At 53.0% G+C, this 16,851-nt stretch carries 13 protein-coding genes; 1 reads left to right on the top strand and 12 read right to left on the bottom strand.

The window, feature by feature from the left end:
- Positions 1–303 precede the first annotated feature (303 nt).
- The 8 genes from SD69_RS02860 to SD69_RS02825 form a co-directional block, all read right to left on the bottom strand.
- Positions 304–1,824, bottom strand: a complete 1,521-nt coding sequence (locus SD69_RS02860) for a tryptophan halogenase family protein (protein WP_041522003.1) — start codon at positions 1,822–1,824, stop codon at positions 304–306.
- Positions 1,825–1,910: 86 nt separating this feature from the next.
- Entirely contained in the window at positions 1,911–4,874 is a 2,964-nt protein-coding gene (locus tag SD69_RS02855) for a TonB-dependent receptor (protein WP_041522002.1), read from the bottom strand.
- A 293-nt stretch (positions 4,875–5,167) separates the two neighbouring features.
- On the bottom strand, positions 5,168–7,474 hold the full coding sequence (locus tag SD69_RS02850; protein ID WP_232301144.1) for a glycosyl hydrolase family 95 catalytic domain-containing protein: 2,307 nt from the start codon (positions 7,472–7,474) through the stop codon (positions 5,168–5,170).
- 275 nt (positions 7,475–7,749) lie between these two features.
- Positions 7,750–8,412: an SCO family protein gene (locus SD69_RS02845; protein WP_041522000.1), complete on the bottom strand. Its 663-nt coding sequence runs from the start codon at positions 8,410–8,412 to the stop codon at positions 7,750–7,752.
- A 9-nt stretch (positions 8,413–8,421) separates the two neighbouring features.
- Positions 8,422–9,333, bottom strand: a complete 912-nt coding sequence (gene cyoE, locus SD69_RS02840; protein WP_041521999.1) for a heme o synthase — start codon at positions 9,331–9,333, stop codon at positions 8,422–8,424.
- 69 nt (positions 9,334–9,402) lie between these two features.
- Complete coding sequence (locus SD69_RS02835) at positions 9,403–10,431, bottom strand: COX15/CtaA family protein (protein ID WP_041521998.1); 1,029 nt, start codon at positions 10,429–10,431, stop codon at positions 9,403–9,405.
- 9 nt (positions 10,432–10,440) lie between these two features.
- Positions 10,441–11,064, bottom strand: coding sequence for a hypothetical protein (locus SD69_RS02830; protein WP_157471597.1), 624 nt, complete (start codon positions 11,062–11,064; stop codon positions 10,441–10,443).
- A gap of 10 nt (positions 11,065–11,074) precedes the next feature.
- Positions 11,075–11,845 carry an SURF1 family protein gene (locus SD69_RS02825; RefSeq protein ID WP_052480837.1) on the bottom strand — a complete coding sequence of 257 codons (771 nt, stop codon included), beginning with the start codon at positions 11,843–11,845 and terminating at the stop codon, positions 11,075–11,077.
- A gap of 240 nt (positions 11,846–12,085) precedes the next feature.
- On the opposite strand from SD69_RS02825, the gene SD69_RS02820 reads away from it, so the two are divergent.
- Positions 12,086–12,313 carry a DUF2909 family protein gene (locus SD69_RS02820; RefSeq protein WP_041521997.1) on the top strand — a complete coding sequence of 76 codons (228 nt, stop codon included), beginning with the start codon at positions 12,086–12,088 and terminating at the stop codon, positions 12,311–12,313.
- Between the two features lie 22 nt (positions 12,314–12,335).
- Here the strand turns inward: SD69_RS02820 and SD69_RS02815 are convergent, their stop codons facing one another.
- The 4 genes from SD69_RS02815 to coxB are packed head-to-tail and all read right to left on the bottom strand — an operon-like array spanning position 12,336 to position 16,595.
- The gene (locus tag SD69_RS02815; protein WP_041521996.1) at positions 12,336–13,247 is read right to left on the bottom strand and encodes a cytochrome c oxidase subunit 3; all 912 of its coding nucleotides are present in this window, start codon (positions 13,245–13,247) and stop codon (positions 12,336–12,338) included.
- 42 nt (positions 13,248–13,289) lie between these two features.
- The gene (locus tag SD69_RS02810; RefSeq protein ID WP_041521995.1) at positions 13,290–13,868 is read right to left on the bottom strand and encodes a cytochrome c oxidase assembly protein; all 579 of its coding nucleotides are present in this window, start codon (positions 13,866–13,868) and stop codon (positions 13,290–13,292) included.
- Positions 13,869–13,888: 20 nt separating this feature from the next.
- A complete protein-coding gene (gene ctaD / locus SD69_RS02805) occupies positions 13,889–15,439 on the bottom strand; it encodes a cytochrome c oxidase subunit I (RefSeq protein ID WP_041521994.1) in 1,551 nt (516 codons plus the stop codon).
- Between the two features lie 10 nt (positions 15,440–15,449).
- Positions 15,450–16,595 carry a cytochrome c oxidase subunit II gene (coxB, locus tag SD69_RS02800; protein WP_052480836.1) on the bottom strand — a complete coding sequence of 382 codons (1,146 nt, stop codon included), beginning with the start codon at positions 16,593–16,595 and terminating at the stop codon, positions 15,450–15,452.
- Positions 16,596–16,851 lie beyond the last annotated feature (256 nt).

Below are 16,851 nucleotides of genomic sequence, written 5' to 3'. Positions count from 1 at the left end.
CAAGGATTACGCCTACGGGCTGCGATGGCCCGAAATCGCTCCTGATTGTCATTTACTTAGTTAGAGTAGGCCAAATTACGCCGACATTGAATAAATAGAGAGCTATTGGCACCGATAGGATTTGTAAATTACGCCGGTAAGCGCAAAAAGGTACAAAGCGGTGGCAAGCATTACACTGCGCTGGCAGCGGCAAACGCTAACAGCACCGGGTTAATATCACCGTATCCGCGTGCTCATACCGCCCAAGCCTTTTAGGTACGACGCCGACAGGCAATGGCACGGCTTTTACCCGGGTAACTAGTTTTACAGAGAGCTGTCGGGCGGTGCCGGGCAGGTGTGTGATAAATACTGCTGATGCTCAGGCATGCGTTTTACCACCTGGGCAATGGCTTGTTTGCGCTGCTGCATAAGCTGGCGAACGGATTCTAACGGTAAAAAGTCGGCCGCGGCCGAGTAGCTCGTGGGTAACACCTGCTGGCCGATAAAAATCGACACCCAACTCGCCTCGGAGTAAGACTCCTCAGCGTACATGGGCACTTGGCCGGTAGCTTTAAACACCTCTATTTTATGGGCCAAAGAGTCGGGCGGCAGTTGCCGCTGGCAGTAGCGCCAAAACTCGGTGTCACTCCGGGCAGTGGTGCAGTAATGCAGTATTAAAAAATCCCGTAAGCGGGCGTACTCATTGGCGGTTATGCGATTGTACTCGGCGGCGCGCACCGAGTTGTCCGGCCCCGCCGGAAGAAACTGCAAAAAGCGCAGCAAACCGGTTTGTATCAGCTGAATGCTGGTGGATTCAAGCGGCTCTAAAAAGCCGGCCGCCAACCCTAGCGCCACACAATTATTTTGCCAAAACACCTGGCGATGACCGGTGGTAAAGCGCAGTTTGCGCGCCTCATGTAAAGGCTCGGACTCCAGGTTTTGCAGCAGCAGGCGCTCGGCGCTGGCATCATCGGTAAAAGCACTGGCGTACACATAACCATTGCCCACCCGGTGTTGTAACGGGAGGCGCCACTGCCAGCCGGCCTCGCGCGCCGTGGCGCGGGTATAAGGGGTAAGCGGCTCGCGGCGCTTACAGCCCACGGCAAGCGCGCGATCGCAGGGCAACCACTCGCTCCAATCCCGATAAGCCACCCCCAACGCATCGCCCAGCAAACGGCTGGCAAAGCCCGAACAATCGATAAAAAAATCGCCGTCTACTGTGCGGCCGTCCGCCAAGTGTAGAGTTTGAATATTGCCGCCTGGCGCAAGCTTTACCTGATCGACCACCCCCTCAATGCGCGTTGCCCCGCGCGCTTGCGCATAGTCTCGCAGCACGGCGGCGTAGCGTGCAGCATCAAAGTGGTAGGCGTAATCAAACGCGGCGACCGCCGCTAGCCGATCATCCTCGGGCGGCGGCGCAAAACGGTTGGCCCAAGCGGCCTGGGCCGGGAAGGAGTAATCCAGTAGCGCCGATGGATCACCGGTAGCGCGCAGCCGCAACCACAGTTGGTGTGCGGCAACACCCGCGTGAGGCGCACCAAAATCACCAAACCCATGAAAGTACCGGCTACCGGGTGTAAGCCAATCGCAAAACTCGATGCCAAGTTTAAAGCTGCCCGCCGTTTGGCGAACAAAATCGTGCTCGTTAATGCCTAGGTAGTCGTTAAACTTGCGCAACACCGGTACCGTTGCCTCGCCCACGCCGACGGAGCCCAGCTGCTCGGATTCAAGTAAAACAATAGACGTGGGGTGCGAGCCAAAAAAGCGGGCAAGAGCGGCCGCCGCCATCCAACCGGCGGTGCCACCGCCAAGTATTACCCAGGTTTTGCAATCGGATGTTGTCATGAAGGCCGCAGAGTGGAATTCGAAACACCGCTTAAGTGAACCAAAAAAGGTGCCCCCGGCACAAGCCAGGAGCACCCAAAGGCCACTTAAAACTGAGTGCGCAACACCAAGGCAACGCGGCGATCGCCCTGAGTCCAGCTGTAGTCACCGGCGATTTGTGTATCACCGACCTCCAGCTTGGTAGACTCGGCCGTTAAGTTGGTCACTTGCATGCCCACTTTGACGTTGTCATTAATGTTGTAAAACACCGAGCCATCTAACTGACCGTAGTCGTCAAACCAAACCGGGCGATTGATATTGGCGGCCGAGGTGGTCAACAAATAGCGCTCGCGCCAGTTGTAGGCTAAACGGGCCGAGACATCGTACTTTTCGTACATCAGGGTAAGGTTGTAGCTGTTGTCCGAAATACCTTCGATGGGCAGCGACTCGTCAGTAGAGCCTTCTACCTGTGGAGCTTCAAAGATGTTCACCGCCTGATTCATACCGCCTTCGTTGTCGATGAAGGTGTAATTAGCTTGAAAACCAAGGCCGTCAAAGGGGCTTGGCAACATATCAAAGAACTGCTGGTAGGCAAGCTCGGCGCCCTGCAGCTTGCCTTCGGCGGCATTCACCTGGCGGGTCACTTCAAAGTCGTAGGTTTGCCCACCCTCACTGATGCTTTCAAGCTGCGTGGTAGTGCCAATATAGTCTTCAATGTCTTTATGGAACAGTGCCAGAGTAATACTGTTGGCATTGCCGAAGTAGTACTCCAAGCTTAGGTCAATCTGATCTGAAATCGTGGGCTCCAGCTGATAGTTACCCCCCGTACCCGTGCCATCGTAAGTGGTTTCAGGGTTGAGGGTGTTACCCAAGAAATCAAAGCCCAGAGTGGTGTAGGGCTGCGTTTGAGTAAAGCTCGGGCGCACCATTGCACGCGACAAGCCAAAACGCATTTGCAACTCATCCGTTAACGAGAAACGTAAGTTTAAGCTAGGCAACACATTAGTATAGCTGTGTTCGTAATCGGCGTATTCACCGTACAAGGCGTTGTAAGCGTCCGCAAAAGCTTGGGTGCCTTCGCAATCAGGGGAGGTTGTTGTACAGGCGTCACCCGCCCCACCGGCTGCCGAGCGTCCACGCGCAGTGAGCTCAGTCTCTACAAAGCGCACACCGACGTTGCCGTCAAACGGGATGCCGAACAAATCTCCGGCATCGTCGCCAAAACGCGCCATCACATAAGCGGCCGTGTTAACTTCGTTCTGGTTGTTAATCCCGGCGCTCACATTATCCCCACGAGGATCTAAGTCGTACGCGGTTTCTGGGTCCAACGGCACCCAACCCCAACCGGCTCTTTGCACATCTGCGAGCTGCTCATAAGCAGCGTCACGATCTGAAACTAATCCGTATGTCGGAAACCAACCCACACCAGGTACGGTGACATCGCCACCGTAAAAGTTATCAAAGGTGTAAAGCTCAGTACCATCTTGTGTGTCTTGGTCCAGATAAACAATATCTTCTGGTGTAGGTGCCCCACCCCAGAACTGGTTGTTGAGCAACGACCAGTTATAACCCGACTGACGGGTGATGGCCTCACGGTCTGAGCGGCGCACCCCAACCGAGACGCTGCGCATAAAATCGCTGTCGGTGAAGTGGTAATCTACGTCCACACGCCCCGCCAGTGAATCAGCATCATTATCCTGAATATGATCCATGGCGGCGCCCCACCAATAAGCGCCTTGCATCGCCTGACGTTCATCGGCGCTAATGTCGATACTAGGAACACCTCCAAAAGCAAAATCAACTTCGACATTGGAGTTAGAAGAAGGCCCGCGTTCTTCACCCGCTAACTGGGTAAAGAAGGTACTGCTTTCCACATCGGTAGCGGACTCGACATATTGCAAATCCCCCGACACAGTCCAGTTTTCATTGGGCGCATACTCAAACGCTAACGAGTAGTCAGTGGTCTCTGCATCGCGCTTACCAAGACGGGTGTTGTTGCTAATACCGGCGTTGTAGAGGGTGCCGCCCGTTATGAAACCTTTATCATCGTAGTTATAATCGCCCGTGTTTGGTGTTATATCACCACCAAAATCTCCGCCTATACCTGTATTGCGCTCGATGTCTTCTGCGTAGGTAGATGATTGAATAGCTTGTAAAGTGACTTCCAGCTTGTCACTTGGCGCCCACTGCAAGGCAGCCGAATAAGAGTCACGATCTTGCTCCCAGTCGATGCGCCGGAAACCGAGCACGTTGGGCATATAGTATTGGGCCGGGTTGCCATCGGCACTGGTTGCATTGCCATCAGCGTCGTAGCCTATGTATCGACTGGTTTGAACACTGTCAGTGCGGTTACCAATCTCGGCGACACTGGCCGACACTAAAAACCCGACTTCACCAATGGCGGTGTCCCAGCGATTGCTAAATAAACCGTTAAATGAAGGGAAGCCCTCTTCGTATAGCTCGGCGTAGTTGTAGTCAGCCGAGGCCGCTGCCACCATATCGTCGGAGTCAAAGGGCTTGCGCGTGCGCAGGTTAACCGTGCCACCAATACCGCCTTCGATCATATCGGCGGTGGGGGCTTTATAGACATCCACGCCCGCCATCAGATCGGCCGATACATCTTCAAACCCCAGTGAGCGACCATTGGACGCCGAGAAAATATCGCGCCCGTTAAGTTCTGTGCGCACCCAGTTGAGACCACGTACAAATACATCGCCCCCCTCGGCCGCCAGACGGGCCGGATCGCGGGCGTCGTTGGTGCGCTGCAATTGCACACCCGGTACGCGCTGCAGTGCCTCGGCCACCGAGCGATCAGGCAATGCGCCAATATCAACGGCGGTGATAGAGTCCATCACCACTTCAGAGTCGCGTTTTATCGCCTGGGCAGATTCAATACTGGCGCGCTGGCCGGTGACGACGATTTCTTCCAGTGCTGCTTGCTCGGCGCTATTGTCATCCGTTTGCGCCATAACCGGGGCAACTACACCGAGCGCGGTTAATACCGCCGCCGAAACACTGGTTTTAACAAATCGCTGGGCACCAAAAATTTGCTGTGGGTTAGCATCTATCACGTGAGCACTCCTCTTTTATTATCGTGCGGCTGGCCGCCGCCATTTATCAGACTGTTGCGATTGGCGTTATGCAAAACAATGACAAGCGGTGAACAATAGGGCTTTGCCCACCGCACGCATAACACCAAAACTACTTTTATATATGATTGCTTTATAACCCATTATTTTTACAAGCGCAAATATTTTTCTATGTAAAAACCAGGTGGCGTCAGTCATTAAAACGATTGCCACCCAATGGGCTTAGGTGGCAAATGGCGGGAGCTTTGCGGCCCCCTTAAGCCAGCGGAAGGCGATTAGGGCTTAGATGAGATTGGCGTCAGGTGATACCGCTGCCCGCCTGCCAGCACAAAATGCACGAGGCCATCGCGCGGCTTAAGCGCTAATGCCTGGCCGGTATCCGCGCGGGTAAGTTGGTAATTGCCGGCCGGCAAGGCAAACTCACCGGTTTGATCAGCCCGTAGCGTTGCTTGGGTTAACGCGCCGTCGCGCCAATGTATATCCACCGTTAAACCGCCACGCGCACGCAAACCTTTTACCCGGCCCTTGGGCCAGTGGTTTGGCAGTGCCGGCAACAAGGCTATATGACCGGCGTGACTTTGTAGCAGCATCTCGGCGATACCGGCGGTAGCGCCAAAGTTGCCATCAATTTGAAACGGTGGGTGGTTGTCCCACAAGTTAGGCAGTGTGCTGCGCTTAAATTGTTCACCCAGCACTTTATGAGCGCGATCGCCATCCAGCAGGCGCGCCCAAAAGTTGATCTTCCAGGCTTGCGACCAACCAGTACCGCCATCGCCACGGGCATTAAGGGTTACTTTGGCGGCCTCGGCCAGCGTGGGCGTTTGCGCGGGGCTAATCACTCGCCCCGGATGCAGCGCGTAAAGCTGCGAAACATGCCGGTGCTGGCTGGTTTTATCGTCCAGATCCACACGCCATTCTTGCAGCTGACCCCAGCTACCAATACGCAGGCCGGGCTCGAGCTTGGCCAGAGCCGCTGTTAACTTGCCGGCAAACCCGCCGTCATCTAACTTGAGCGCCGCGGCGCGGGTGTTGCTAAATAACTCGGTCACGATTTGCTGGCTCATGGCGGCGGCTACGGTAAAATCGCCGTGCTCGGGAGAGAAGCTCGGGCTTACGACCAACGAGTCGTCGTCCTGCACCAGCGCATCGAGCCAAAACTGCGCGGCTTGCTTCATAATTGGGTAGGCGCGCTCGGCGAGAAACGCCTCATCACCGGTAAACAGGTAGTGCTCGTAGTAGTGCTGCATCAGCCAGGCGGCCGACTCGGGCTGCCAAAACGCCGTAGGCCAGGCGATGACGCCAGTAAAACCGTAAATATTGGTGTTCAGAAATAGCGTCCAGCCCTTGGCGCCTACCAGCTTTTGCGCCGACACCCGGCCCGGCTCGACTAACGAATCGACAAAGTCATACAACGGCGTCGCGGTTTCAGCGAGATTAGTCACCAACGCCGGCCAGTAATTCATTTGCAGGTTAATGTTGACGTGATAGTCCGCGTTCCAGGGCGGCGTGTTGGAGTGATTCCAAACCCCCTGCAAATTGGCCGGTAAACTGCCGGCGCGCGAGGAGCTGATCAACAAATAGCGGCCAAACTGAAAATACAGCGCCTCCAGCGTCCGGTCTAACGCGGCATCGCCTTTACCGTACTGGGCGAGCAACTCCGGCGTCGGGACATTGGGCGCTATCTGGCCAATATCCAAACTAACGCGGCTAAACAGCGCCTGATAATCTTCAAGGTGGGCGTCGCGCAACTGCGTCAAGGTTTTGCTTAGCGCGGCATTTACCGTTTGGCTGAGCGCGCGGTGCGGGTGCTCCCCGCGATAATCCGGATATTGCTGGCGGTAATTGGTGGCAGCGCTAAACAGTAAGGTCACGCTGTCGGCGTTTTGTACGCTGAGGCTATTGTTGCCTTTGCCTTGCCCTACCTCGGCGCCTGTAGCCCGCACAACCAACTGCCCCTCATAGATAAGGCCGTTATCATGCAGCGCGCCCTGCACCGTTAACAAGCCATCCTGGCGGCTAAAAGTGACGCTGCGATTGTCGGGTATATCCAAAGCCGCTTTCACACTGATGGCACCAGCTCGGTCGGCGCTCAGGTTTACCACCAACGTTTGATCGGGATAACTGTAAAAGTACTCGCGGTTATAGCGGATACCGCCCCGAGCATAACTAACGCGGGCAATACCGCGGGTCAAATCCAGTTCGCGGCGGTATTGGCTCACCTCCCCTTGGCCGGCGATGTCAATTTCCAGCTCACCAAAATTCTGGTAATTACCATACCCTTTGATGTCACGGCCCATCAGCTCAGCCGCAGCCTCCGGTGACATGCGACCTTGTTTTGCCAGTATGCCCTGCACTTTTTTCAGTGCCGCGACTTGGTCACCTTTGGGGGGCACGCCAAAGTCATAACCCTGTTTGGAGCCTGGCCCACCCTCCCACAGGGTCTTTTCGTTCAGCTGCAGCACTTCTTGCTCGACACCGCCAAAGATAACCGCCCCCATGGCGCCATTGCCAATGGGCATGCCCTCGCGCTCCCAGCCATGAGCCGGGCTGTTGAACCAAAGCACGGGGGCAGCAAAAGCCACGCGCCCGACCAAAGACAGCGCTAGTAATGCAAGACAAGTGAGTGCCGCTTTACGTCGTGTACTTAGAGCCATGATGTTGTGACGGAAAGTCCGCCTCCTCGCTATTTATGTCGGTGTTATCGGCCAGAGGCTTCGCCAAAGCGCTAATTTTTACTAGCACAAAGCATTTTCCATATAAAAAGGCTTATTGTAAACACGAGGACGCCCGCCGGCGTTATAGTAGCCGGCCAGACATTACGTTCAAAAAGCGGTGAAGTTTATAGCGGGGTATGCAATCAGTGCTCAAAGCTCTGCTGGATAGAGCTATAAGTGGCTTTAAGCTTGGCGAGCTCAAAGGGCGGTTTAAAAAATCCGTGGTAATCGCCACGCGGGTTGATCAAGACAATATTACCCGAGTGATCGACCGTATAGTCGTCGCCAATAGTGACTTTGTTGAAAGCCACGTTTACTTGGTTGGCAAACCGGCGCAACGTTAAAAAGTCACCGGTAACACCAATAAACTCCGGGTCAAAATAGCCCACGTATTCTGATAAAACATCGGGGGTATCGCGGGCGGGGTCCAGGCTAACCAACACGACTTGGGTGTCATCGGCGATATCGTCCGGCAGTTTACTGACTAAACGATCCAGCTCGGCCATGGTGGTGGGGCAAATATCGGGGCAGTGGGTAAACCCAAAAAACACCAGTGACCACTGGCCCACAAAGTCATCGCGGGTAAAGGGCTCGCCCTTGTGGTTAAGCAGGGTAAAGTCATCAAAGCGGCGCGGTGTATCAAACACGATAGCGCCGTTTAGGCGCAGCTCATCGGCCGACATAATGCGCGGTGTGGTGAGTTTATTAATCAGCAGTGTTAACAATACCACCATAAAAACAATACAGCCGATGACGGTAAAGCGAATACCACGGCGTGTTTGGGCTTTTGCATCTAATGCGGTCACAAGTAATCCTTAAAACGGGTGGGTTACCGGCATCAGGTAGTGGTCGAGCAACATCACCACAAACAGCGCCATCAAATAAATGATTGAATACTTAAAGGTATCCATACCCACGCCTTCGCGCTTACTGAACAGCATCATTAACGACCAGTAAATAAACCCGGCGCCCAGCACCAACGCACCGATGAGGTAGAGCCAGTTCATCATGCCCGTAGCAAAAGGCAGCACGGTGACCAACACCATAATGATGGTGTACAAAAATATGTGAAGCTTAGTGTATTGCTCACCGTGAGTAACCGGCAGCATCGGGATATCGGCTTTGGCGTATTCGTCTTTACGGTGTACGGCCAGCGCCCAAAAATGCGGCGGCGTCCAGGCAAAAATAATCAGCACCAGCAATAAAGCGTGGCCATCCAGGGTGCCGGTAACAGCTGTCCACCCCAGAAGTGGCGGAGCCGCCCCGGCAATGCCGCCAATAACAATATTTTGCGGAGTAGCGCGTTTTAAAAACAGGGTATAGACCACCGCATAGCCCAGCAACGATACCAGTGTTAGCACCGCCGTAAGCGTATTGATAAACACCACCAATAGCGTCAGGCCAATAGCGCCAATTATCAGTGCAAACATGGCCGCTTGAATTGGCTCCAACCGGCCCTTGGCAATGGGCCGGTTGTGGGTGCGCGCCATTTTTTTATCGATGCCGCGATCCACCAGATGATTTACCGCCGCGGCGGAGCCCGCACACAGTGCGATACCCAGGTTGCCAATAATAAGCACGTCGAGTGGCACCATACCGGGCACAGCCAGTAACATGCCAATCACCGAGGTTAATATCATCAGCATAACCACGCGCGGCTTGGTCAGCTCGTAGTAATCGCGCCAACTCGCCGAGCCGTGTGCTGCTTGTGTCTGTGTTTGGGTCATAAGGCTACCGCTTGTTTGTTATGTTTACTCGCTTGTGCACCAACTGCAGTGGTGCGTGCCGCCTATCTGTTAGTTACTTTGCGCTGTATAAAGCCTATGCGTCAAGGTCACCAGTACCAATAACAGCAATGCCCCTCCCGCATTGTGGGCTACGGCCACCGCCAGCGGCAGATGTGCCAGCACATTCGTGATGCCTAAGCTCACCTGCAATAAAAGCACGCCCAGCAGGGTATAGCCTAACGCCGTGCACACGCTGCCGATTTGCAACAGTCGTACCGCTAACAATACAACACTGATACTAACCACCAGTGCGCCTAACCGGTGGGCCACATGAATCGCGGTACGCGCCTCGCCCTCAAGCAAGCCGCCCAAATAGTTGGGGCCGATGCTTTGGGCTAAATTAAAGCCCCGCGCTACGTCCATGGCCGGCCACCACTCGCCGTGGCAAGTTGGAAAATCGGTGCAGGCAAGCGCTGCGTAGTTTGAACTAGTCCAGCCACCCAGAGCGATTTGTACAATAACAAACAACATAACCAGCAGGGCGAGCGGCCGCACGTTTCGCAGACGTGAGAAAACCTCGGCCGGTACAGACCACTGCCGCTGCCCCAACCGTTGCACCAACAACCACAACATACTCAAGGTGGCAAACCCACCCAGTAAATGCGCGGTGACCACCTGTGGCCAAAGCTTTAGCGTCACCGTCCACATTCCAAACGCCGCCTGCACAATCACCAACAGCAGTAACCCTAGGGTGTGCATACGCGGCAAAGGCTCGCCGGTTTTAGCAGCGCGGCGCCAGGTAATGATGGTTATGGCCAAAATCAATAAACCCAGGGTGCCGGCAAAGTGGCGGTGCACCATCTCGGGCCAGGTTTTATCGTGCTCGACCGGCGCCTCGGGGAACAGCGCTTCGGCCGCTTCCACGTGTTCATCTGTGGTGGGCCAGGTTAAGTGGCCATAGCAACCGGGCCAATCGGGGCAACCGAGGCCGGCATCTGCAAGGCGGGTAAAGGCCCCCAGCACCACCRCCACACAAGCTAACGCTGTTGTCAATACCGCTAACCTAAGCCCCCAATTAAACGATGTTTTCTCAATCATGCAGCGCTCTTATTCGTAGGAGGTTTTTAACATTTTTTTCACGTCTTTTAATAACTCGCCTCCGGTGTGCTCCGGCGTGTAAGAGAGCATTAAAAAGCCTTCCTGATCCATCAAAAAGTAGCGTCCTGAAACCACCGGATCCTCGCTGATATTACTCGCCTGTAACGCTTGTAAAAGATCGCTACGATTGACGGTCATTACCCGTAACAGGGGGTGTTGCTCCGCAATATGAGCCGCAAGCTCTGGGCTCAGCTCGTCATCAAGTAGTAAATAAATGCGCTCGACACGATCGGCTTTTTCATTCAGGCGAATATGCACCTGACGTGTGAGGTATAAATTATCCAAGCAGGTTTGATCGCAGCTTCCCTCCCCCACTACAACATAGCGCCAGCGCTTTGGCTCGCTTTTGATCTGCCACAATTCGCCCTGCTCTTTGGGTACCAGCGCCCCAACCTCGATAGGTGGGGTAACTAACATACCTTTATTTACGGTGCCGTCGGGGATGCCCCAGCCTGTGTGATACATGGTGTAAGCGGCAATCATAGGCAGTGCCACAATTAGCATCAACAATAGCGCTTGAATCTGACCGCGCCTTTTATTCGCGGGGGGCTGAGCTGATTGGGAATCTGTCATTTACATCGACCTATTTGTTATTGTCGGTTACATCTTTGTGCCGATTATGGCGCCATAGAGTGGCGAGATTGGTATTTGCAAATAGTGTTAGCACCACCAACGCTGACGCCAAACCAAACCATTGCAAGGCATAACCTGTATGGCGCTCGGGCATCATATTAACCGCCTGCCAACCGGTGCGTAGCGCCCCGGGGCTAGCTTCATCAATCTTTAACACCCCCTCGGCTAAAGGCTGCCCGACATCTTCGGCCATTTGGTCCACATCCACCTCCGTGATTATCCGTGGCCAGCCAGATTTCTCGGCCTTAGCACTTAGTAAGGGGTGTGACGTTACGGGATAAAGTTGGGCAAATAAACTGATCTTACCGTTTAACATTGGTACTTGGGGTAACTGTGTACGACTAACATCGCCTAACAACCAACCACGATTAACCAAAATATTTTGTTGATTATCCAATTTAAATATTTGTACCACTTCAAAGCCTGTTTGACCATCGCGTTGGCGATTATCCAGCAGCCAAATATGTTTGTTGTCAAATTCACCGCGAGCAATGACACGGGTGTAGGGCTGCAAACCTGTAAGCGCTGCCTCGCTGAGCTCTACCGGTGCGCTAGCCTGACGCTGTTGCACTTGCTGTAACACGGTGCGCTTTTGCTCAGCACGCTCTAGCTGCCAAAACCCCAACCCTATAAGCACAGGCAAGAATACAACCGACAAAGCGATAAGCGCGCGATTGGGCGTTAGGGTAAGGCGTGAGCGAACTGTGGAACCGGGTGTCACAAGGCGTACCTCTACCTCAAGCTTTTAACTAAGACTCTATCAATACATCTGAAATACAACAGTCCGTTATGGTGCCCACTTTTGATGCTATTTTTTGGCTGGGCGTAAACAGTTGCTTGGGCAAATACGTCGCCTGCGTTACTATCTAGGCAGTTGGCTATTTAACGGGCTTATCGGCCAACTCGCTTCTTAGCTCGTTGAGCTTATCTGACGTTAGCTCATTCAATCAATGGTTTTATTATGTGGCTAAAAATAATTATTTTAATACTGTTTATTGGCATTGTACTCAGCTTAACGGCGGGCCTAACGTACCTTTTACGCGACGCCGGCGTACCCAATAAAAAACGTACACTGTATGCGCTGGGCATTCGTATCGCACTTGCCAGTTTAATGATGATCTGTGTCGTATACGGTTTTTACTCTGGTATTTTAACCGATACCGCCCCCTGGGATCAGCACCTTCGCTGACCCAGGGGAAGGAGCTTTATTATTAGCCAAACACGTAGACAACAAAAAATAAACCAACCCAAACCACATCCACAAAGTGCCAATACCAACTGGCCGCTTCAAAGCCAAAGTTATCGTCGGGTTTAAAGTGGCCTTTTAGCATCGAGCGCATCCACATAATAAACAGCATCAGTGTACCGATGGTTACGTGGGCACCGTGAAAGCCCGTCAGCATAAAGAAGGTGGTGCCGTAAATGCCGGACTGCAAGGTTAAACCGAGCTCGTTATAAGCGTGAATGTATTCCTCGGCCTGTAAAATCAAGAATATAACGCCCAGTAAAACCGTCACCCCCAACCAGATATTAAAGCTTTTGCGGTTGTTGTTTTTAATGGCGCTGTGGGCAAAGTGTACCGTCACACTCGAGCTTAACAGGATAATAGTATTCCACAGTGGCAACCAGCCCAGTAACCCGCCCCAACCTGGAAACGTCATACTGTCTTTAGGGCCTAAGCGGGTGGCGGCATCGCCGTTTAATGCCATATCCGGCGTCGTCATCAAAGGCCATTCGGCGGTAAAGTTGGGCCACAACAGTGGGTTATCAACACCGTCACCCTCACCGGCCAGCCACGGCAGCGCAAGGGTGCGAATATAAAACAGCGCGCCAAAGAATGCGGCAAAGAACATTACTTCAGAGAAAATGAACCACTGCATGCCCATAACGTAAGAGCGCTTTAGCTGTGGGCTGTTCATACCCGCCATATTTTCTGAGATAGCAATGCTAAACCACTTCCACAGTACAGTCGCAAACACTAAGCCACCGACAAAAAACAAATAGGGGCCTTTATCGCTACCGTTCATCCAATTGGCCGCACCAAATACCGTCAAGAACAGGCCAAAGCTCGCCCATATGGGCAGCCGGCTCTGCTCCGGTACGTAGTAGGTTCCTGCACTCATAGTTGTACTCCCCGCCGAAATTTTATTGTTTTGCGGTTAATGTTAAAGCCCATCGTGGGCCATGCTTAACAACTCGTCTTTGCTAAAACGATCGGTAACATCAAACAGCGTGTAACTTAACGTGATCGTTTTAATGTGTTCAGGAATATCTTGATCGACAATAAACATCATCGGCAAGATGGCATCCTTTCCTGCTAACAGTGCTTGCTGCTCAAAGCAAAAGCACTCGGTTTTGTGAAAAAAATTGGCCGCTTTGTAAGGCACCAAACTCGGTATGGCCTGCCCTACCATGTCGTTTCCGGTAGGGTTGCTTGCCAGATAATTAATCATGGCTTGCTCGCCCGGGTGCACCGACATTTGTTTAATCTCGGGACCAAACTTCCAGGGCATACCTTCGTTATTGGTAGCGACAAACTGCACATTGATCACTCGACTGGTATCAACGGCGGTGTCAACTACCTCGTACTTATCGCCGGTTTTACCGTTTAACCCGGTGATATCGCAAAACGCATCGTACAGAGGCGGCATGATCCAAATCGCAAATACAAACATGCCGCACACTGTAAGGCCAAGCTTTACGCTTAGCGCTGTAATCGGGTTGTTTGGCCACGATAAGTTCATCGCTATCTCGGACTCACGCCTTACTTAACTTCAGGTGGCTCGGCAAATGTGTGGTATGGCGCAGGCGAAGCCACCGTCCACTCCAAGCCTTCCGGGTTATCCCATACTTCATCGGTCGCCTTTTTACCCGAAACAATGGTCGCGATGACATTGTATAAAAACACCACCTGGGCAGCGCCAAACAAAAATGCTCCTACCGACGAGATCATGTTCCAGTCGGCGAACATCAGGTTGTAGTCCGGGATACGACGCGGCATACCAGCAAGGCCCGAGAAGTGCATGGGGAAGAAGGTCACATTCAGGCCGATAAACGCCAGCCAAAAGTGAATTTTACCCATGGTCTCGTTGTACATATTGCCGCACCACTTAGGCAGCCAGTAATACACGCCTGCGGTGATAGAGAAAATTGCTCCAGGCACCAACACATAGTGAAAGTGCGCCACCACAAAATAGGTGTCGTGATACTGGAAATCTGCCGGCGCAATGGCAAGCATCAGACCCGAGAAGCCACCAATCGTAAACAAGATGACAAAGGCAATAGAGAACAGCATCGGGGTTTCAAAGGTCATAGAGCCTTTGAACATCGTGGCCACCCAGTTGAATACTTTAACCCCGGTAGGTACCGAGATCAGCATGGTCGCCCACATAAAGAACAACTCACCGGCAATCGGCATACCCACGGTAAACATATGGTGCGCCCACACCACAAAGCTCAAAATCGCAATGGCGGCGGTGGCGTACACCATGGAGGCATAACCAAACAACGGCTTGCGGGCAAAGGTGGGGATGATCGCACTGACGATACCAAACGCAGGCAAGATCATGATGTACACCTCGGGGTGCCCAAAGAACCAAAACACGTGCTGGAACAACACCGGATCACCACCGCCGGCCGCATCAAAAAAGCTGGTGCCAAAGTGAATATCCATCAGCATCATGGTGACGACGCCCGCGAGCACCGGCATGACGGCAATCAGCAAGAAGGCGGTAATCAACCACGTCCAGACGAACAGCGGCATCTTCATTAGAGTCATGCCGGGAGCGCGCATATTTAAAATGGTGGCGATGATGTTGATCGCCCCCATGATCGAGCTGGCACCCATAATGTGAATGGCAAAGATAAAGAAGGTTACCGAGGGCGGCGCGTAAGTGGTGGATAGCGGCGCGTAGAATGTCCAACCAAAATTGGGGGCACCGCCTTGCATAAACAACGTCGATGACAACATCGCAAACGCAAACGGCAGAATCCAGAAGCTCCAGTTGTTCATGCGCGGCAGTGCCATATCCGGAGCGCCGATCATCAGTGGCACCATCCAGTTAGCCAAACCGACAAACGCCGGCATAACCGCACCAAACACCATCACCAAACCGTGCATAGTGGTCATTTGGTTAAAAAAGTTGGGCTCGACTATTTGTAAACCGGGCTGAAACAGCTCGGCGCGAATCACCAGTGCAAACATGCCACCTAAGAAAAACATGGCAAAACTAAACCACAGGTACATGCTGCCAATATCTTTGTGGTTGGTGGTATACAACCAGCGCGTAAAACCTTTAGCGGGGCCGTGAGCCATTGTCTACCTCCTATTTGCCTTGTTTATGGTTATAAATATCAAGCGGTTGAGCCAGATCGCCCATGTTGTTACCCCACGCGTTGCGCTCGTAGGTAACCACAGCGGCGATGTCCACCTCGGACAATTGCTCACCAAAGGCTTGCATCGCGGTGCCCGCGACGCCGTTCACGACCACATCTATGTGATGATCAATTGGGCCCACAGCCACTGGGCTGCCTTTAAGTGCCGGGAACACACCCGGAACACCTTCACCGTCGGCTAAGTGACAGGCAGCGCAGGAGCGGTTGTAGATCTCTTCACCTTTGGCGTACAGCTCGTCAAAAGTGAAGGTTTTTTCGGTTAGCTCGGCAAGGGCCGCAGCGGCGGCTTTTTTCTCGTCGAGCCAGGCGCGGTAATCGGCTTCCGACCTTACATCCACCACGATGGGCATAAAGCCGTGATCTTTACCGCACAGCTCCGCGCATTGGCCACGGTAAATGCCAGGCTCTTCAATTTTGGCCCAGGAGTCGTTGATAAAACCGGGAATGGCATCGCGCTTAACCGCAAAAGCCGGTACCCACCAGTTATGAATCACATCGCTGGCAGTCACCAGAAAACGAATTTTTTTACCGACAGGTAATACCAGCGGCTCATCAACTTCGAGTAGGTAATTTGCGCTTTTTTCGGCGTGACCTTCAATTTGATCGCGCGGAGTCGAAAGGTTACTAAAAAAGCTAACATCTTCGCCTAAAATTTCGTACTTCCAGCGCCACTGATAACCGGTAATCAGTACATCGACTTCGGACTTTTCAGTATCGTAGAGTTCAATCAGTGATTTAGAGGCAGGAATGCCCATTAGAATCAGGATAACGAAAGGAATCGCCGTCCAGAGAAGTTCGAGCCAGGTACTCTCGTGAAAGTTCGCCGGTTTTACGCCGCGGGATTTGCGGTGCAAAAACATACTGACAAACATAACGCCAAATACGACGACGCCGATCCCCACACACCACCAGAACATTTGCATATGCAAACCGTAAACGTCCTGACTAACCGGTGTTACCCCCGGGGTCATATTGAACTTCCACCGCTCAGCTTCTTCTGCCAGTGCGCTACTTGCCACCAGCAGACACATGAAACCAAGCATCCAGGCACAAAGCCCACGTGCTGTTTTCAACATTGCCCATCTTCTCCGTTAGCTGTTTCATTATGCTTATTGTTTTACGGCCGGATATCTTGCCCCCGACTTTCTCGACATCGGCGCGATCTAGTCGCCCCTTCCCTGTCTATTACATCTCCGATGTAACTCGCGCTATACAGTTGCTATGACCGCCGCGCCTAATTAACACGCGCACTTCATCCACCACACTTTAATACAGCGAGTGGGATTCGCGCTGTTAGCTTATTGGGTACCAACGCATAATCGGAGGGGTACG

Origin of the sequence: Gilvimarinus agarilyticus (genome assembly GCF_000832015.1) — a bacterium.
Classification (GTDB): domain Bacteria; phylum Pseudomonadota; class Gammaproteobacteria; order Pseudomonadales; family Cellvibrionaceae; genus Gilvimarinus; species Gilvimarinus agarilyticus.
Note: the sequence above shows the minus strand (reverse complement) of the source record. Positions and strands in the feature narration are given on the sequence as shown.

What these genes read in the sequence shown, in the direction of transcription:
- SD69_RS02860 (WP_041522003.1), bottom strand. Translation starts at nt 1,824, where the DNA reads ATGACAACATCCGATTGCAAAACCTGGGTAATACTTGGCGGTGGCACC.
- cyoE (WP_041521999.1), bottom strand. Translation starts at nt 9,333, where the DNA reads ATGACCCAAACACAGACACAAGCAGCACACGGCTCGGCGAGTTGGCGC.
- SD69_RS02830 (WP_157471597.1), bottom strand. Translation starts at nt 11,064, where the DNA reads ATGACAGATTCCCAATCAGCTCAGCCCCCCGCGAATAAAAGGCGCGGT.
- SD69_RS02820 (WP_041521997.1), top strand. Translation starts at nt 12,086, where the DNA reads ATGTGGCTAAAAATAATTATTTTAATACTGTTTATTGGCATTGTACTC.
- SD69_RS02815 (WP_041521996.1), bottom strand. Translation starts at nt 13,247, where the DNA reads ATGAGTGCAGGAACCTACTACGTACCGGAGCAGAGCCGGCTGCCCATA.
- SD69_RS02810 (WP_041521995.1), bottom strand. Translation starts at nt 13,868, where the DNA reads ATGAACTTATCGTGGCCAAACAACCCGATTACAGCGCTAAGCGTAAAG.
- ctaD (WP_041521994.1), bottom strand. Translation starts at nt 15,439, where the DNA reads ATGGCTCACGGCCCCGCTAAAGGTTTTACGCGCTGGTTGTATACCACC.
- coxB (WP_052480836.1), bottom strand. Translation starts at nt 16,595, where the DNA reads ATGTTGAAAACAGCACGTGGGCTTTGTGCCTGGATGCTTGGTTTCATG.